Origin of the sequence: Dyella japonica (assembly GCF_040545895.1) — a bacterium.
Taxonomy (GTDB): domain Bacteria; phylum Pseudomonadota; class Gammaproteobacteria; order Xanthomonadales; family Rhodanobacteraceae; genus Dyella; species Dyella japonica_D.
Genome location: NZ_JBEPMU010000003.1, coordinates 255,765 through 272,561 on the forward strand (window position 1 = coordinate 255,765; position 16,797 = coordinate 272,561).

13 protein-coding genes are annotated in these 16,797 nt (G+C 63.6%); 7 read left to right on the plus strand and 6 right to left on the minus strand.

What is annotated here, in order from left to right:
* The first annotated feature begins 20 nt into the window (after nucleotides 1-20).
* On the plus strand, nucleotides 21-1,295 hold the full coding sequence (locus tag ABIC75_RS11420; protein WP_354013978.1) for an ATP-binding protein: 1,275 nt from the start codon (nucleotides 21-23) through the stop codon (nucleotides 1,293-1,295).
* A gap of 99 nt (nucleotides 1,296-1,394) precedes the next feature.
* Nucleotides 1,395-1,958: a response regulator transcription factor gene (locus tag ABIC75_RS11425; protein WP_354013979.1), complete on the plus strand. Its 564-nt coding sequence runs from the start codon at nucleotides 1,395-1,397 to the stop codon at nucleotides 1,956-1,958.
* A gap of 185 nt (nucleotides 1,959-2,143) precedes the next feature.
* Here the strand turns inward: ABIC75_RS11425 and ABIC75_RS11430 are convergent, their stop codons facing one another.
* From ABIC75_RS11430 to ABIC75_RS11440, 3 genes are all read right to left on the minus strand, one after another.
* Nucleotides 2,144-3,139: an isoaspartyl peptidase/L-asparaginase family protein gene (locus tag ABIC75_RS11430; protein WP_354014347.1), complete on the minus strand. Its 996-nt coding sequence runs from the start codon at nucleotides 3,137-3,139 to the stop codon at nucleotides 2,144-2,146.
* A 119-nt stretch (nucleotides 3,140-3,258) separates the two neighbouring features.
* Complete coding sequence (locus ABIC75_RS11435) at nucleotides 3,259-4,917, minus strand: M56 family metallopeptidase (RefSeq protein ID WP_354013980.1); 1,659 nt, start codon at nucleotides 4,915-4,917, stop codon at nucleotides 3,259-3,261.
* Nucleotides 4,904-5,275, minus strand: a complete 372-nt coding sequence (locus ABIC75_RS11440; protein WP_354013981.1) for a BlaI/MecI/CopY family transcriptional regulator — start codon at nucleotides 5,273-5,275, stop codon at nucleotides 4,904-4,906. Before ABIC75_RS11440 ends, ABIC75_RS11435 begins: the two co-directional genes overlap by 14 nt.
* A 213-nt stretch (nucleotides 5,276-5,488) precedes the next feature.
* Between ABIC75_RS11440 and ABIC75_RS11445 the strand changes: the two genes are divergently transcribed.
* Nucleotides 5,489-6,847, plus strand: coding sequence for a 3-oxoacid CoA-transferase (locus tag ABIC75_RS11445; RefSeq protein ID WP_354013982.1), 1,359 nt, complete (start codon nucleotides 5,489-5,491; stop codon nucleotides 6,845-6,847).
* Nucleotides 6,848-6,901: 54 nt separating this feature from the next.
* On the opposite strand, the gene ABIC75_RS11450 is transcribed toward ABIC75_RS11445, so the two are convergent.
* The 3 genes from ABIC75_RS11450 to ABIC75_RS11460 all read right to left on the minus strand — a co-directional run bounded on the left by ABIC75_RS11450 (nucleotide 6,902) and on the right by ABIC75_RS11460 (nucleotide 9,367).
* Nucleotides 6,902-7,822, minus strand: coding sequence for a sensor histidine kinase (locus ABIC75_RS11450; RefSeq protein WP_354013983.1), 921 nt, complete (start codon nucleotides 7,820-7,822; stop codon nucleotides 6,902-6,904).
* Nucleotides 7,823-7,906: 84 nt separating this feature from the next.
* Nucleotides 7,907-8,638, minus strand: coding sequence for a response regulator transcription factor (locus ABIC75_RS11455; protein WP_354013984.1), 732 nt, complete (start codon nucleotides 8,636-8,638; stop codon nucleotides 7,907-7,909).
* A gap of 111 nt (nucleotides 8,639-8,749) precedes the next feature.
* The gene (locus tag ABIC75_RS11460) at nucleotides 8,750-9,367 is read right to left on the minus strand and encodes an arylesterase (protein ID WP_354013985.1); all 618 of its coding nucleotides are present in this window, start codon (nucleotides 9,365-9,367) and stop codon (nucleotides 8,750-8,752) included.
* Here ABIC75_RS11460 and ABIC75_RS11465 point away from each other — a divergent pair.
* The 4 genes from ABIC75_RS11465 (at nucleotide 9,366) to ABIC75_RS11480 (ending at nucleotide 16,685) form a co-directional block, all read left to right on the plus strand.
* Nucleotides 9,366-10,112, plus strand: coding sequence for an ABC transporter ATP-binding protein (locus ABIC75_RS11465; RefSeq protein WP_354013986.1), 747 nt, complete (start codon nucleotides 9,366-9,368; stop codon nucleotides 10,110-10,112). The genes ABIC75_RS11460 and ABIC75_RS11465 overlap by 2 nt on opposite strands.
* Before the next feature lie 28 nt (nucleotides 10,113-10,140).
* Nucleotides 10,141-12,624: an ABC transporter permease gene (locus tag ABIC75_RS11470; RefSeq protein ID WP_354013987.1), complete on the plus strand. Its 2,484-nt coding sequence runs from the start codon at nucleotides 10,141-10,143 to the stop codon at nucleotides 12,622-12,624.
* Complete coding sequence (locus ABIC75_RS11475; RefSeq protein ID WP_354013988.1) at nucleotides 12,625-13,737, plus strand: SLC13 family permease; 1,113 nt, start codon at nucleotides 12,625-12,627, stop codon at nucleotides 13,735-13,737.
* Between the two features lie 251 nt (nucleotides 13,738-13,988).
* Entirely contained in the window at nucleotides 13,989-16,685 is a 2,697-nt protein-coding gene (locus tag ABIC75_RS11480) for an RHS repeat domain-containing protein (RefSeq protein ID WP_354013989.1), read from the plus strand.
* Nucleotides 16,686-16,797: the final 112 nt, after the last annotated feature.

The window sequence follows — 16,797 nt, forward strand, 5'->3', positions numbered from 1 at the left end:
AACCGGCTAACATCGCCGGCATGAAACGCCCTTCCACGCAGCAACGCATCGGCCCCCGCACCCTGTTCCGCAGCCTGGCCTGGCTGCGCATCTGCGCCATCGCCGGCCAGAGCGCCGCCGTCCTCGTCTGCGCGCTGTGGATGCGCATGGACATTCCGCTGCTGCCGCTCATGGTCGGCATCGGACTGCTGGCCGTGTTTGCCGTGTTCGCCGCGTGGCGACTCACGCAACCCTGGCCCATCCGCCAGTGGGAAACCATCCTGCACGTGGGCGTGGACACGCTGGTGCTCGGCTACCTGCTGCACTTCACGGGTGGTGCGAGCAACCCCTTCATCACCTTGCTGCTGATCCCCATCGCGTTGAGCGCGGCGGCGCTGACCGTCGATGCGGTGCTGGTAGTGGCGGCGCTGGTGGGCGCGGCCTACGCCATCCTGCTGTTCTGGTACGTGCCGCTGCCGGTGTCGATGTATTCCACCGGCGACTTCTCGCTGCATGTGCTCGGCATGGGCGTGAACTTCGTGATCATGGCCGTGCTGCTGGGCTTCTTCATCAATCGGTTGGCTCGCTCGGCACGACTGCAGCAGCTGGAGATGCAACGCGTGCGCGAACGCGCGCTGCGCGACGAAGGCATCCTCGCCATCGCCACGCAGGCGGCCGGCGCTGCGCATGAACTCAATACGCCGCTGTCGACCATGCGCACCCTGCTGCCGGAACTGCGCCGCGAGCATGCGGGCGATACCGCGTTGGCGGAAGATCTCGAACTGCTCGAAGGCCAGGTCGATCGCTGCCGCACCATCCTTCGCGAGATGGTGGCCTTCGGCAAGGCGCAGCTGTCGCAGGAACCCGAACAGCTCACCGTCGACAAATTCATCCACGGCTGCCTGGAACGCTTTCAACTCCTGCGCCCCGAAGCCGACCTGGCGCTGGCGCTGGACCAGGAAGCCGCACGCACCGTGCTGCGCACGCCGCCTGGCCTGCGCCACGCCCTGCTCAACCTGCTCAACAACGCCGCTGATGCATCCGCACTCAATCAATCGCAGGCCGTGGCACTCACCGTGCGCCGCGATGATGGCTGGCTGGAGCTGATCGTGGCCGACCATGGTCCAGGCTTCGCCGATCCCACCGGCGAGCTTTCCGAACTCGGCCGTTCGCACAAGCAGACCGGATTGGGCATTGGCCTGGCGCTCGCCGAGGCCACCGCCGAGCGTCTGGCCGGCGAGCTGATTGCCCTCAACACCGGCCACGGCGCGCAGATGCGCCTGCGCCTGCCGCTGGCGGTGATCGCCGCGCCATAATCGGCTGCGGCGGATAGCCACAGTGGCACATGGCCACATGTGAATGCGTTGTCGCAGCGGCGAAAATGCAACATCGGCATTGCGCCGAGGAGAAACACCATGAGCGACCAGCAACTACTCATCATCGACGACGACGCCACGTTTGCCCGCGTGCTCGCCCGCGCCCTCAGCTCGCGCGGCTTCGAAGTCATCACCGCCAGCAACGCCGACGAAGCCCGCGCACTCACGCGCCGCCACCAGCCGCGCTACTGCGTGCTCGACCTCAAGCTGGGCGAAGAAAACGGCCTGCGCCTGATTCCCGAACTGCAGGCACTGGTGCCCGAAATCCGCGTGCTGCTGCTGACCGGCTACGCCTCCATCGCCACCGCGGTGGAAGCCATCAAGCGCGGTGCCCACGACTATCTCGCCAAGCCGGTCGATGCCGACGCCGTGGTGCGCGCCCTGCTCGACGGCGACACCACCGCCAGCGAAGACGACGTCATCGACGCTCCGGAAGCGCCGCTGGCCCTGCGCCGTCTGGAGTGGGAACACATCCAGCGCGTGCTCACCGAATGCGACGGCAATATTTCGGAAACGGCGCGCCGCCTCGGCATGCATCGCCGCACGCTGCAACGCAAGCTCAGCAAGCATCCGGTGCGCGAGCGCCCGGAGAATGAAGAATAAAAAACTGGGCTGAGCAGGTTGGTGCCTTCAACCTACCTCACCGTCATTCCGGCGAAAGCCGGAATCCAACGACTTCATGTGAGACCAGAAAAGGCACTGGATTCTGGCTTTCGCCGGAATGACGGTGAGGCAATTGCTTGGGACGTCTGGGTCCCAAGTGCCATCCAACCCTGCAGCTCAGTGTCTTACGGCTGGGACGCAGAGGCCGCATCCGCCGGCAACGGTTCCGACGTACCGTCGTCCTCGTCGCCGTAGATCGCCACATGCGGCACGCCGTCGGCGCCGATCCAGCCGCGATACATGCCATCGGTATTGAACGGCATCGACACCGTGCCGTTCGCATCCAACGCAATGGCGCCGCCATTGCCGCCCATCGACGGAATTTCCTGATTGATCACCTCGGCCGCCGCACGGCGCAGCGGCACGCGCATCTGCGTCACGCGCATGCAGATCTCGTGCGCCGCCACGGTGCGGATGTAGTACTCGCCCCAGCCGGTGCCCGATACGGCACAGCCGGAGTTGGCATAGGTGCCCGCGCCAATGATCGGCGAATCGCCAACACGGCCCCACTTCTTATCCGTCATGCCACCCGTCGATGTGCCCGCCGCCAGATGCCCTTGCGCATCCAGCGCCACCGCGCCCACGGTGCCAAAGTGTTTGGCCGTCTCGACGTCCGAATGCTTTTCGTCGTTGGCGTCTTCCTTGAGCGCCTTCTGCAACTGCTGCCAGCGCTCTTCCGTGCGGAAATAGGCCGGATCGACCATGGTGATGCCCATCTGCTTGGCGAAGGCCTCGGCGCCATCGCCCACCATCATCACGTGCTGCGATTTCTCCATCACGGCACGCGCCAGCAGGATCGGGTTCTTCACGCGATGCACGCCGGCAATGGCACCGGCTTCCAGCGTGAAACCGTCCATGATGGCGGCATCCATTTCGTTCTTGCCGTCGTGCGTGAATACCGAGCCCTTGCCCGCGTTGAAGTTGGGATCGTCCTCCAGCACGGTGATGGCGGCCGCCACGGCATCCACGGCGGTCTTGCCGGCCTTCAGCTGCGTGTAACCGCTCTGCAGCGCCTGGATCAGCGCCGCACGCACGGCCTTCTCTCTCGCAGGGTTCATTTCACGCTTGATGACGCCCGCACCGCCATGGATCACGAGCACCGGCGACGCCGCATGGCTCATGGACACGATCCCCAGCGCCGCAACGGCGGCGACAAGACGGCTCGACTTCACGGACGGTACTCCCCACAGCGTTGGTGGGGAGTATAGCCAGCCACCTCACCATGCTCATCCGGATGTTGTCAGCAGCCTGCGCCGGGCGTGAGATCCATCTTGAGCGTCCGGTCTTCTGTCCGCCCATGCTCATCCGCGACCTTCTCGCCAAGTTGGATGGTCCCTGTTTGCCCCGGCGGCATCCGGATAGCGGGGTACACCGTTTTGTCCAAGCTGCCTCCGCTGATCTCGGCTTTCACCTCCAGCTGACCTTCGGCCGCCTCGGCCACGCCCAACTTCACTTTCCAGGCCGGAAGCGGATCCACGCCGCCCTGGATCGTTTCGTAGTGACCACCGTCCTTGAGACAGACATCGGCGTGAAGTCGTGGCGGTTTGCCATTGACGCCCAGCTCCACTTTCAGCCGGTGGCCCCTTTTCGCGGCCGAGGCCTGCTCCGCTGCGCTCGGTTGCGGCGCATAACGGCATTCCGGATGCAGGGACTGAATGGTGGGGATGTCGGCACTCGTGCATTTCCACGAATAATTTGATGCGGCATCGGGAACCGGAAAAACAAAGAAGTCGAGATGACCTGCATCGTTGCCACGCGCGTCGGCAAGCGCGAGCGCGAAGCCACCGCCAGCCTCTACATCGAGGCGTTTGACGGTCTTGCCGAACTGTCCGCTGTCTGCCGCAGGCAATCCCAGTGTGGCGTTGCTTGCACGACCCTTGTCGCCACCGCGCCGCAGGTAGGCGATGTAGGCCTCCCGTGCGTGCTGCCACGCGTGATAGGCGTCGTCGACCGTCGACTGAGCGGGCTGAAAAGTAGCGCTGTCATTGGCCGTGGCTGCGTATATGCCGCCAGAGAGAATCAGGACAATCATAGAAAGCGTGACACGACCCGCCACACGGCGCGCCCTTCCAGGCGGCAACTGCTTCAACATGGCGATGCGTTCCGTCATGGGGTGGCGAACGGACCAGCTGCAACCTATGGGCAGGCTCATGGATGTCGACTGCGTCTTCAACATGGCTTGTGCGTACGCACGATGTTGACCCGCATGCATGCGCAGCACGGCCGCATCGCAAGCCAGCTCCTGATCCAGGTGGAAGGCGCGCAGCGCGTACCACACCAGCGGATGGAACCAGCACAACGTCACCGTGAGCTGCGCGCACAAAGACCACCAGACGTCCCTGCGCGATGCATGGGCCGCCTCGTGGGCAAGGACCAGCGCCTGCTCGCGCGCGTCATATCGACGGTCAAAATCATGCGGAACGACAATGCTCGGCCGCCATATGCCCACCAGCGCGGGGCCGATGTCGTTGCGCGATGCACGGAGTACGTCCGCGTGAATCGCCGTGCCGATGATCGACGTTGCGCCACGCAGTTGCCGCCGATAGCGACGCTGCGACACGACCATCCGCGTCACAAGGAAGGCTATTCCCAATAGCCAGACCATCGGGATGAGCGCCTGCCATGTCCACGCGGACTCCACCGCCACCGGCGCCTGCCAGTAGCTTGCCGCCGACGTCATCGTCACTACGACGGCAGGCCATCCACTTTGCACGGCGCCGACCGCGTGCGGGAGCTGGCTGACCGCTACCGCCAGCCATGGAAGCCACCACAATAGGCAGGCGCGCTCGGCGCCGAGCCAACGCCTGCAGAGCCCGCGCAAGGCCAGCACCACGCATAGCCCCACCGTCAAGGCCAACAGCACTTTCCACATGGCGGAGATCAACTCAGGGCTGCTCATCGTCAAGCTCCTGCAGCAGTTTCTTGAGCTCGGCGATGTCCTTCTTCGACAGCTTCCGTTGCTCGGAGAAGTGCGCCACCAATGGCGCCACGCGACCACCGAAGAGGCGGTCGAGCAAACCCTTGCTCTCCTGCGACACGTATTGCTCGCGCGTGAGGCGCGGCGCATAGAGATAACGTCGGCCATCGCGCTCGGCCTTCACCGCCTTCTTCTTCAGCAGGCGATTGAGCAACGACTTGACCGTGCCTTCCTGCCAGCCCTGTTGCGGGCCGACTTCCGCGAGGATGTCCTCGGCGCTGCGTGGCGACGCCCGCCACAGCACGTCCATGATGATTGCTTCCGCCTCGCTGACTGCCATGACGTCACCGTTTACGCGTGTAATTGATCATTATGTTTACACGCGTAATCGAAAGGCGTCAAGCCTCGTCCGAACCGCCATGCTCGGTCAGCCAGCAACGTTGAAATCGCATCACGTGGCCGTTTCGGGGCCCTGCGACCTTCGCTAGGCATGAGCCGTCACCAATCCGTCGTATCCTTGGCAACTGGCTCTCCCCTGCAAGAAGGCATCGCAATGGACAAGGTTTATGCAAGCGCAGCGCAAGCCCTCGACGGCCTGCTGTTCGACGACATGACGATCGCCGCCGGCGGCTTCGGCTTGTGCGGCATTCCCGAGAACCTGATCGGCGCGCTGCTGGCCGCCGGCACGAAGGGACTCACCATCGTGGGCAACAATGCCGGCGTCGATGATTTCGGCATGGGTCCATTGCTCAAGACGCGCCAGGTCAAGCGCGTGTATGCCTCCTACGTGGGCGAGAACAAGGAATTCGAACGCCAGGTGCTGGCCGGCGAACTGGACCTGCATCTGGTGCCGCAGGGCACGCTGGCCGAGAAACTGCGCGCGGGCGGCGCGGGCATTCCGGGTTTCTACACGCGCACCGCGTTCGGCACCAAGCTCGCCGAAGGCAAGGAAACCAAGGTCTTCAACGGCAAGGAATACGTGCTGGAAGAAGCCATCCACGCCGACGTCTCCATCGTGAAAGCGTGGAAGGGCGATCGCCTGGGCAACCTGGTGTTCCGCGAAACCGCGCGCAACTTCAATCCGATGATCGCCACCTGCGGCAAGGTCTGCGTGGCCGAGGTGGAAGAACTGGTGGAGGTCGGCACGCTCGATCCGAACAACGTGCACGTGCCGGGCATCTACGTCGATCGCATCATCCAGGGACCGTCGTACGAGAAGCGCATCGAGTTCCGCACCATCGCCGGCGCCAACACCGGCAAGGAAAGCCCGATCCGCACGGCCATGGCGCAACGCGCCGCCAAGGAGCTGCAGGACGGTTTCTACGTGAACCTCGGCATCGGTATTCCAACGCTGGTGGCCAATTACATTCCGCCGGGCATGGACGTCACGCTGCAGTCGGAAAACGGCCTGCTCGGCATCGGCCCGTTCCCGGATGAAGCGCATGTCGATCCGGACCTGATCAACGCTGGCAAGCAGACCATCACCGCCCTGCCCGGTTCGAGCTTTTTCTCCAGCGCCGAGTCGTTCGCGATGATCCGCGGCGGCCATGTGGATCTGTCGATCCTCGGCGGCCTGGAAGTGTCCTGCACCGGCGACATCGCCAACTGGATGGTGCCGGGCAAGATGGTGAAGGGCCCGGGCGGCGCGATGGATCTGGTCAGCGGCGTGAAGCGCGTGGTGGTGCTGATGGAGCACACCGCGAAGGATGGCTCGCCCAAGATCAAGAACCAGTGCGACCTGCCCATCACCGGCAAGGAATGCGTGGACCTGATCATCACCGATCTGTGCGTGTTCTCGGTGGAGAAAGGCAAGGGCCTTACGCTGATCGAATTGCACGATGGCGTGACGCTGGACGACGTGAAGGCGAAGACGGGCTGCGCATTCGCAGTGAGTCCGTCGCTGAAGCAATAAGCCTGAAGATGGCGGCATCCCGGTGCATACCGGGGTGTCGCGAACGTCGGTGGATTACACCGGCGCCGGCGTGGATTCCGGAAAACGGATACGCGCGACGTGGCGACGACCTTCGCGCGTCTGCAATTCAAGCGGCCAGTGGAAGCGCTCGCTGATGCGCTGCGCGATGGCCAGTTCGAAACCGTGCCGGTTCGCGCCGTGGGACGGCACGGCTTCGCCGCGGTGCGACACCGTCACCACGCCCGGCATCACGGTAACCACCACCGTGCCGCCTTCCGCCTGCTGGCACGCGTTGCGAATGAGCTGCCAGCACAACACCGCGAACACGCGCGGCGAACCGTGCAGCACGAAGCGTGCCGGTTCCTCCAACTCCAGATGGATGGGGCGGCCTTCCAGCATCTCCATCACGTCGGGCAGTTCGTGGCGGATCACGTCGTTGACGACGAAGTCTTCCTCGGTGAGGCCGTTGTCCGATTCACGCGCCAGGATCAGCAAGGCTTCGACCAAGGCTTCCATTTCGCGGGTGGAACGCTTGATGCGCTGCACGGAACGCTGGCCGAAATCGCCCAGGGAAGCATCGTCCGCCAGCATGTCGGCGGACATCTTGATCACCGTGAGCGGGCTGCGCAGCTCGTGGCTGGCATCGCGCGTGAAGTTGCGTTCGCGCTGGTTGTATCCGGCGATGCGGTTGGCGAAACCGTAGAGGCTGCTGGCCAGCGTGGCGACGTCGGCGTCCGTGCGCCGCGGCAACTGGTCGGGCCGCCAGCCATCGAGGCCGCTGGAGTGCTCGTCCCAGTCGCTCACCGCCTGCGCCAGGCGACTCACCGGTGCCCACTGGCGTCGCGCGGCAAACCACGACAGCACGCTGATGATCACGATAAGCACCAGCACCGCGCTCAGGGGCGCGACGTTGTAGAAGCCCATCAGGCACACGATCACGATGGCCAGCAGCTGCAAGCCAAAAATGATTGCCATGCGTCGATGATACAGCCCGCGCCGGAACGCCCGGGCGGGCTGTGAACTACCCCTGCTGGCCATAATCAACTCATGCGAACGCGATCATGCCGGCTGCGAGGCAGAAGCCACCTCCGACTCGAGATCGGCAAGGCGATAACCAGCGGAGTGGATGGTGTGTAGCAGCGGGCGCTCGAAGGGCTTATCGATAACGCGACGCAGGTTGTAGAGGTGTGAACGCAGGGTGTCGGAGTCGGGCAAGGTGTCGCCCCAGATTTCACGCTCGATGTCGCGGCGGCTGACCACGCGCGGCGATTCGCGCATGAGGATGGCCAGCAGCTTCAGGCCGATCGGCGACACGGTGAGCTCCTGTCCGCCGCGCACCAGGCGCAACGTGGCGGTATCGAGCGTCATGTCGCCCACGGTGAGGATTTCGGTGGAGACCTGTCGACGATCGCGACGGATCAGCGCGCGCAGGCGTGCTTCCAGTTCGCGCACTTCGAAAGGCTTCACCAGGTAATCGTCGGCGCCGGCTTCCAGGCCCACCAGCTTGTCTTCCAGCGTGTCGCGGGCCGTCAGCATGAGCACCGGGGTGGATTTCTTGGCATCGCGCCGGAGCTTGCGGCAGACGTCCAGGCCATCCATGCCCGGCAGCATCAGGTCGAGCACCACCACGTCGTAACTGTTCGATACGGCCAAGTGCAGGCCGCTGACGCCATCGGCCGCGTAATCGACCGAATACCCCCTTCGCTCCAGAAATTCGCCGACCATTTCTGCGATCTGGCGGTTGTCTTCGACCAGAAGGATCAGTCCTGCTTGTTCGTCGCGCGAGCTCATCCGTACCTCCTGAAGCTGACTTCACAAAGGTGAACAGCTAACGACCGGCGTCGTGAGGGTCACGTGAAAGAACATGCGCCCGGTTCACACGCGGTTGTGATTATCCTCACGCTAACGCAACAGTGGCGCCAGTCCCTTCCACACATTGTCGAGCACCAGGGGCTCGCCGGGCGCCAGTGGGTGAAGGCCGTCGTCCTGCATCAGCTCGGGGTTGAGCGCCACGCCGTCGAGCAGGAACGGCACCAGGGCCGCGTTCCTGGTCTTGGCCAGGTCCGCGTAGAGGGCGCGCAGGCCGTCGCGGTATTGCGGGCCATAGTTCACCGGCAGCTCAATGCCCAGCAGCAGCACGCGGGCATGTGCCTTCTGGCCGGCATCGACCATGGCCGCCAGGTTGTCCTTCAGCTGGGCCAGCGGCAGGCCGCGCAAGCCATCGTTGGCGCCTAGTTCGATCACCAGCACGGCCGGCCTGGTCTTCTCCAGCAACGCCGGCAGACGATTTCGACCGCTCAACGACGTTTCGCCGCTGATGCTGGCATTGACCACCGTCCAACCCGGCTCCATCTTGGTGAGACGGTCGCCGAGCAGATGGACCCAGCCGGACTCGACCGGGATGTTGTGCGCGGCGGACAACGAGTCGCCCAGCACGAGCACGGTTTTCGGCGGAGCCGCCTGGGCGGTGCCGGCGACGGCACCCCACAGCACGACCAGGCAACAAAGGAAACGACGCATGAGTGGTAATGCCTCCGCTTTATCCGGGAGCCTGCAATCGGGCCCCAAGGGTGTCCTGCTGGACGCGGTCGATGTTAGCAAGTCGGTGCAGGGACCCGAGGGACGGCTCGACATCCTCACCGGTGTATCGCTGCAGGTGCGCGAGGGCGAGAGTTTCGCCATCGTCGGCGCCTCCGGCTCGGGCAAGACCACCTTGCTTGGCCTGCTGGCCGGACTGGACACGCCAACCAGCGGCCATATCGCACTCGACGGCAACGCACTCGAACGCATCGACGAGGAGGCACGCGCGGACCTTCGCCGCCGCCTGGTCGGCTTCGTGTTCCAGTCGTTCCATCTGCTGCCTGCGCTCACGGCCGAAGAAAACGTGATGCTGCCGTTGGAGCTGGAAGGCCGCGACGATGCGCGTGCCAAGGCACGCGAGGCGCTGGAGGCCGTGGAACTGAGCGCGCGCCGACGTCACTATCCGGCGCAGCTTTCCGGCGGCGAGCAACAGCGCGTGGCGATTGCGCGCGCCTTCGTGCACAGCCCGCGCCTGCTGTTTGCCGACGAACCCACCGGCAATCTCGATCAGCGCACCGGGCAGCATGTGAGCGACCTGCTGTTCTCGCTCAATCATGATCACCGCACCACGCTGGTGCTGGTCACGCACGATCCCAAGCTCGCGGCGCGTTGTTCGCGCCAGGTGACGCTGGACAGCGGCCGTGTGCTCATCGCACCGCGCGCTTCGGCGGTGGCGGCGCCATGAGCATCGAACGGATCACGGAGCGTCCCGCATGAGGTTGCTCACGCTTTCCTTCCGCAGCCTGCGCCGCGAATGGCATCTGCCCGAACTGCGCACGCTGGGTGCATCGCTGGTGCTCGCGGTGGTTGCGCTTGGCGTGGTCGCCACGTTGGCTGCGCGCATGGAGCGTGGCGTGCTCGCCAGCGCTGCGGAGTTGATCGGCGGCGATATCGGCATCAGCGCGCCGCAGACCTTGCCGGCGAACTTCGCCGACCAGGCGCGCGATCGCGGCTTGCAGGTCACCCGCGGCGCCAGTTTTCCCAGCGTGGCGTTCGCGCATGAACAGAGCCAGTTGCTCGACGTGCTCGCCACCGACAATGCATACCCGCTGCGCGGCACGATGGAATTGGCGCAAGGATCGGCCGGCACCGTAATCGGCCACGGACCGTCTGCTGGTACCGTCTATCTCGATCATCGCGCGCTGGTGGCGCTGGGCCTGAAAGTGGGCAACAGCGTGCAGCTGGGCGGACGCGACCTGCGCATTGCCGCGGAACTGGTGCGCCTGCCCGACGGCGGCGAACTGGTGGCGATGGCACCGCGCGCACTGATGAACATCGGCGATGCCGAACAAGCCGGCCTGCTGGGCGTGGGCAGCCGTGCGCGCCATCGCCTGCTGGTGGCCGGGCAACCGTCACCTGTGCAGGACTGGCGCTCGTGGGTGCAGGCGCAGACGTTGCCACAAGGCGCGGAGCTGATCACGCCGGAGCAGACCCAGGAACGCATGCGCAGCGCATTCGACCGCGCCAGCGCGTTCCTGCGCCTCACGGCGCTGCTCTCCGCGTTGCTGGCTGGCGTAGCCATTGCGCTCGCCGCACAACGCTACGCACGCCGCAAGACGAACGAAGTCGCGCTGCTCCGCGCGCTCGGCACGCCGCGGCGGCAGGTGTTGGGCCTGCTGGTGGGCACGCTGGGCCTGCTTGCGGTGCCATCGGTGATCGTCGGCGGTTTGATCGCGCTGGGCCTCGCGCAGATCACGTGGAGTTTCGCCAGCCAGTTGTTCTCCGCCATTCCCACCACCTTGCCACTCGGTCCGGCCGTGGCGGCCGCGGTGATGGGCCTGGCGGTGCTCGCGGGTTTCGCGTTGCCGCCGTTGGCGCGTCTCGCCGAAGTACCGCCCGTGGCGGTGTTTCGCGAGAGCGCGGCTCGGCGCGTGCGGCGATTCGATGCGCTGTATTTCGTTCCCGCGCTGGTGGCGCTGGTGCTGATCTGGAGCCAGAGCGGTTCGGCGAAGCTGGCCGGCATTCTCGCGGTGAGCCTGGTGGGTGTCGCCATCGTCGCGGCGCTGCTGTCGGCACTGCTGTTGTGGATCGCCCGGCGCGTGGCACCCGGCGCGCATCCCGCGTTGCGCCTTGGCCTGGCCGCGCTCGCACGCCGTCGTGGCATGAGCCTGCTGCAGGCCACCGCGTTGAGCCTTGGCCTGGTCGCGCTGTTGCTGCTGGCGATCGTAGCGCCCGCCCTGCTTGAAGGTTGGCGCAGCGAATTGCCCGCCGACACGCCGAACTGGTTCGTGCTCAACCTGCAGGACGACCAGCGCGATGGCTTCCAGCAAACGCTCGCGCACATCGGCGGCGAGAAGCTCAACATGCTGCCGCTCGCCGTTGGCAAGCTCACGGCCATCAACGGCCAGCCCATCGACCAGATGCACTTCCAGGACGAGCGCGCGAAAGACTGGTCAGACCGCCAACTGCGGCTCTCGTGGGCCGCCGACCTGCCGCCGAGCAACGAAGTGATCGCCGGCCAGTGGCATGGCGATCACCCCGCGCAAGCGGAAGTGTCCATCGACACCATGTGGCGCGACATGTACGGCCTGAAGGTGGGCGACATGATGCGCTTCAACGTGGGCGAAGGCAGCATCGATGCGCGCGTGGGCAGCATCCGCAAGGTGGATTGGACGTCCTTCCGCGTGAACTTCTTCCTGGTCTTCGATCCCGCGCACGCGGCCTCGTTGCCGCACACGTGGATCGCAAGCTTCTACCTGCCGCGTGGCCACACCGAATCGCTGGCGCAGATGTCACGCGACTACAGCAACCTCAGCCTGATCGATGTGGACGCCATGCTCGACCGCGTGCGCGAGATTGTGAACCAGGTAAGCGGCGCCGTGCGCTGGGTGCTGGGTTTCAGCTTGCTCGCCGGTGCCCTGGTGCTCGCCGCGGCGCTGGCTTCCAGTGCGCAGGAGCGTCGCCACGAAGCGGCACTCTTGCGCACCTTGGGCGCGCGGCGCACGCAACTGCGCATGGCTGCCGCGTGCGAGTTCGCTTTGCTCGGCCTGGTGGCCGGGCTGACCGCAGCATTCGGCGCTGCGGGCACGGGCATGTGGCTGGGTCACGCGATCTTCCACATCGAACACTTCGTGCCGCCGCTGGGTTCGCTGCTGCTGGCTGCGTTGGCCGCCGCCATCGTGGTGATGCTGCTGGGCCTCGCCGGCACCGCACGCGTCAGCCGCACCTCGCCCATGCGTTTGCTAAGGGAAAACTGAGTGCCCGCCTGGATCAAACGTCTCGCGCACGAACGGTTGCTCATCGCCTTCGCGCTTTTGGCGATCGCGCTCGCCATCATCGATCCACAGCCGTTGGCCACCCATCAGCGCTGGTTGCAGGTGCCCACGCTGGCCGGCCTGCTGGGCCTGATGATCTGCATCCAGGGCATCCGCGACAGCGGGCTGGTGCAGCACGCGGCGGCGGCCTTGATCGAACGCGTGCATTCGTTGCGCGGGTTGGGCGTGTTGCTGGTGAGCGCCACGGCGTTGTTGTCGATGGTGCTCACCAATGACGTGAGCCTATTCCTGCTGGTGCCGTTGACGCTGGCCATCGGCAGCATCTCGAACCTGCCCGTGATGCGCACGGTGGTGTTGGAAGCGCTTGCTGTAAATGCAGGCTCCACGCTCAGCCCCATCGGAAATCCGCAGAACCTCTTGCTGTGGCAGTACACGCATCTGCCCTTTCTCGAGTTCGTGCAGAAGATGCTGCCGGCGTTCGGCGTGATGTTCCTGCTCGTGCTGTTGCTGACGCTGGTGTGGATGCCGCGCGATCGCGTGATCCTGCACGCCGAGGATATCGACGGTCATCCGGTGTCGAGCTCGCAGGCCATCTTGTCGGTGCTGGCCCTGATCAGCATGGTCGTGATGATGGAACACAACCACGCCGTGATCGGTGCACTGCTGTTGCTGGTGCCGTTTGCCTTGCTCGAGTTCGGCACGCTGCGCCGCATCGACTGGCTGCTGTTGGCGACGTTCGCCGCGATCTTCCTCGGATTGGGGCATTTCGCGGAACTGGCGTCGGTGCAGCACGCACTGGCGAACATCAACCTGGAAAACCCGCTCACGCTCTATGCCAGCGGCATCCTCGCCTCGCAGGTGATCAGCAATGTGCCGGCCACCGTGCTGCTGTTGCGCCACGCGCCCGATCCCATGGCGCTGGCCGTGGCAGTGAACGTGGGCGGTTTCGGCGTGGCCATCGGCTCACTGGCCAACCTGATCGCGTTGCGCCTGGCGAAACAACCGCGCGGCATGCGGCTGCTGCATGCGGTGTCGATACCGTTCCTGCTGGTATGCGCGCCACTGGTTTATCTGGTGACGCGCTGGTTGACATAAGTCCGGCGAGCACTGGCTCGTGAACGCCAAAACGCTGTCCATGCCTGAAGTCCTTTGTTGCTCCCGACGCTAGAACATTTCAGACAAGCATCCACAATCCCGCAAGGATATGCCGACTAGTAGAAGGCCCTCTCTCTCGCGCCAGGTGGCGTTCATTGGCGTGAATACGAGCCACTAGCCGCTGTCGTAATTGTTTGCGATCAAATTAGCCTCATCCCAAGCCCCACAACAGCTGGCGGCGGGGAGAGCCAATGAACAAGTACATCAGCTGGTTTGCCGGCGCGACCGGGCTTGCCTTGAGTTTGGTTGCGATAGCGCAGACCAAAGTCGGCGAAGACTTCACTGAACTGACCAAACCCAGCACGGAAGTGCTGACTCTGGGGCCTGACCTATTTGGTGATCAGGTAAGCATGTACACCGGCACGGTCCGGTTCTCGGTTACCGATATCTCACTACCCGGAAACAACGCGCTGTCCGTAGCCCTTGGCAGAACGGTTACGCCCGAGCACTTCTTTACCAAAACACCAACCGGACAGCTCGGCAACTGGGAGCTCGATATCCCTCACTTGCACGGCGTTTTTGCCGCCAATCTTGGTTGGCAGACATCGGGCAACAATCCCAACCAGCGGTGTTCGGTAGATCGCTCAAACTATCTTTCGGCAACGCCGCCCAATGCCAGTGGCAACCCTGCCTTTCCCTTCGCCTCGGCTGAATATTGGGCCGGGAACTCGTTGTATGTCCCCAGCGAAGGCGACAAAAAGATGCTGGTTGTTGCGCCGGGCAATTCGAATGTCCCGAATGACGGACGTGGCTACTATTGGGTCACGGCAGACCATTGGGCATTTACTTGCCTATCTTCCACGGCCAACGGAGTCCCAGGGGAAGCCTTCCTAGCTAAATCTCCGAATGGCCTAACGTATACCTTCAATTGGTTCGCCGAGGGTCCCGCCGGCACGCTGTCCAAACCATACGCCGTATGTACGGTTCCGTGCACCAGTTACCTCGCAACAAAGGAAGTATTGATATTTCCCACTCGCGTCGAGGACCGCTTTGGAAACTGGGTCACTTATACCTACGATGCAAGTAATCCCCGATTGCTCAAACGCATCGAATCCAATGATGGCCGAACGATCAACCTCAGTTACAACACCAACCTCGGATACAACAACTCGGGCCGCTTAGTTAGTGCGGAAGCGGGGGGACGAGTTTGGCGATACGTCTACAGCACCTCAGGCTATCCTGACAGCTTGAGCGAAGTTCAGCTTCCCGACGGCAGCAAGTGGTCTGTCGACCCAATGCTGGGCAGCTTGGGGGCAACGACATATTCCAACGGTTCCGACTGTGGGACACCTCCGAGCCTGACGGCCACAAGTACGCGCATCGCCATGACCGGCCCCTCAGGAGCACGGGGCGAATTCACTTTCACCGTCCGTCGGCACGGCCGCTCATACGTGCCAAGAACCTGCTCGTATCTCATAGGTGGTGCTTCCTTTGTGCAGGAGGCAAACATCATTGACGCCATGTCGATCGACAAAAAAGTGATCAGTGGCCCCGGCATGACAGAATCTATGTCCTGGACGTATGAGTACGGCCCCGCCAACGGGAGCTTTGTCGAGAACTGTACTACTACGTGCCCCACCACCAAGACAGTCACAGTCACCAATGCGAGCGGCGCATGGGAAAAGCACACCTTCAGCAATCGCTACAGCCTGCTGGAAGGAAAGCTTCTTCAAAAGGAGACGGGCAGCGGCAGCACCGCACTTCGTACAGAAAAAATCACCTACGTCGTCGATGGCACCGGCAAGGCGTATCCAACGCTGATCGGAAAATCGCCGTGCTACCGCTGTGACAAGGACGGGCAAACCTACACCCCCATCAGCTCGCAAGTACTGACGCAAGACGGGGCATCGTTCACGGCCAACTTCGACGAATTCGATAGCTTTGCGCGCGCGACCAAAGCGACTGCTTCCAGCAGTCTCGGTTACGCGAAGACCGATACCACGAGCTTTGCGGACAACCGGACGCTATGGGTACTCGGACTGTTGAGCCGCCGCGTCGATGCCGACAACGGCGATGTTATCGAGCAAGTAGATTACGACACCAAAGCATCGCCCGTACGACGATACGTCTTCGGCAAGTTGAAACACTCGATGACCTACAACTCGGACGGAACGTTCGCATCGCTTGCTGATGGCGTCGGAAACACGACGATATTCCTAAGTTGGTTCCGAGGCACGCCGACGCAGGTACGTTTTGCCGATGGCACCACGGAGTCGGCTACCGTCAACGACGCCGGATGGATCACCAATTTCACCGATAGAGCGGGATACGCGACGAGCTACCTATACGACACAGCGGGGCGCTTGACGCGGATAACGTACCCCCCTGGAGATGACGTGGCATGGCGGCCCGTTCTCTTTACTTATCGCTTCGTGCCAGCGCCGGAATTGGGAATCGCCGCCGGTCATTGGCGTCGTGATCGCATAGACGGAAGCCGAACGACCACGACCTATTTCGACGCGCTTTTACGTCCCGCATTTACCGCGGATGTAGACACGGCGGATAGCAATGCCGGCAGCCAGGTCGTCAAGCGATACGACGGCATAGGGCACCTTGCCTTTGAGTCCTACCCCACACGCGGGATCAGCGACGTCAAGCAAGCCATACCTGGTACCGCCACCTCTTACGACGCACTCGATCGCGTCGTGGAGGTTCGCCAGGATGGCGAGACAGGCCCGTTGATCACCAAGACAGAGTACCTGTCCGGCTTTCAGCGTCGCACGACCGATCCGCGCGGCAACGCGATCACCGAACAGTTCCAAGCGTTCGATACGCCCGATGACAGCGCGCCCGTGCTCATTAACGCACCGGAAGCAACATCCACGCTGATATCCCGTGATCGCTATGGCAAGCCACTTGATGTGACGCGTGCCGGACCTAAAGGCTAGCACGCGATCACAAGCCCCCCTGCCTATTCCGCGGCGACACGCCCCAGTGGCGCCATTACAGGAGTTGATGATGGAAATGGAAGGAAGCGTATACGCAAATTCGTTTGGCTGG

Coding starts and splice junctions, on each gene's coding strand:
- ABIC75_RS11420 (WP_354013978.1), top strand. CDS start 21: ATGAAACGCCCTTCCACGCAGCAACGCATCGGCCCCCGCACCCTGTTC.
- ABIC75_RS11425 (WP_354013979.1), top strand. CDS start 1,395: ATGAGCGACCAGCAACTACTCATCATCGACGACGACGCCACGTTTGCC.
- ABIC75_RS11430 (WP_354014347.1), bottom strand. CDS start 3,139: ATGAGCCATGCGGCGTCGCCGGTGCTCGTGATCCATGGCGGTGCGGGC.
- ABIC75_RS11435 (WP_354013980.1), bottom strand. CDS start 4,917: ATGAGCAGCCCTGAGTTGATCTCCGCCATGTGGAAAGTGCTGTTGGCC.
- ABIC75_RS11440 (WP_354013981.1), bottom strand. CDS start 5,275: ATGGCAGTCAGCGAGGCGGAAGCAATCATCATGGACGTGCTGTGGCGG.
- ABIC75_RS11445 (WP_354013982.1), top strand. CDS start 5,489: ATGGACAAGGTTTATGCAAGCGCAGCGCAAGCCCTCGACGGCCTGCTG.
- ABIC75_RS11450 (WP_354013983.1), bottom strand. CDS start 7,822: ATGGCAATCATTTTTGGCTTGCAGCTGCTGGCCATCGTGATCGTGTGC.
- ABIC75_RS11455 (WP_354013984.1), bottom strand. CDS start 8,638: ATGAGCTCGCGCGACGAACAAGCAGGACTGATCCTTCTGGTCGAAGAC.
- ABIC75_RS11465 (WP_354013986.1), top strand. CDS start 9,366: ATGAGTGGTAATGCCTCCGCTTTATCCGGGAGCCTGCAATCGGGCCCC.
- ABIC75_RS11460 (WP_354013985.1), bottom strand. CDS start 9,367: ATGCGTCGTTTCCTTTGTTGCCTGGTCGTGCTGTGGGGTGCCGTCGCC.
- ABIC75_RS11470 (WP_354013987.1), top strand. CDS start 10,141: ATGAGGTTGCTCACGCTTTCCTTCCGCAGCCTGCGCCGCGAATGGCAT.
- ABIC75_RS11480 (WP_354013989.1), top strand. CDS start 13,989: ATGAACAAGTACATCAGCTGGTTTGCCGGCGCGACCGGGCTTGCCTTG.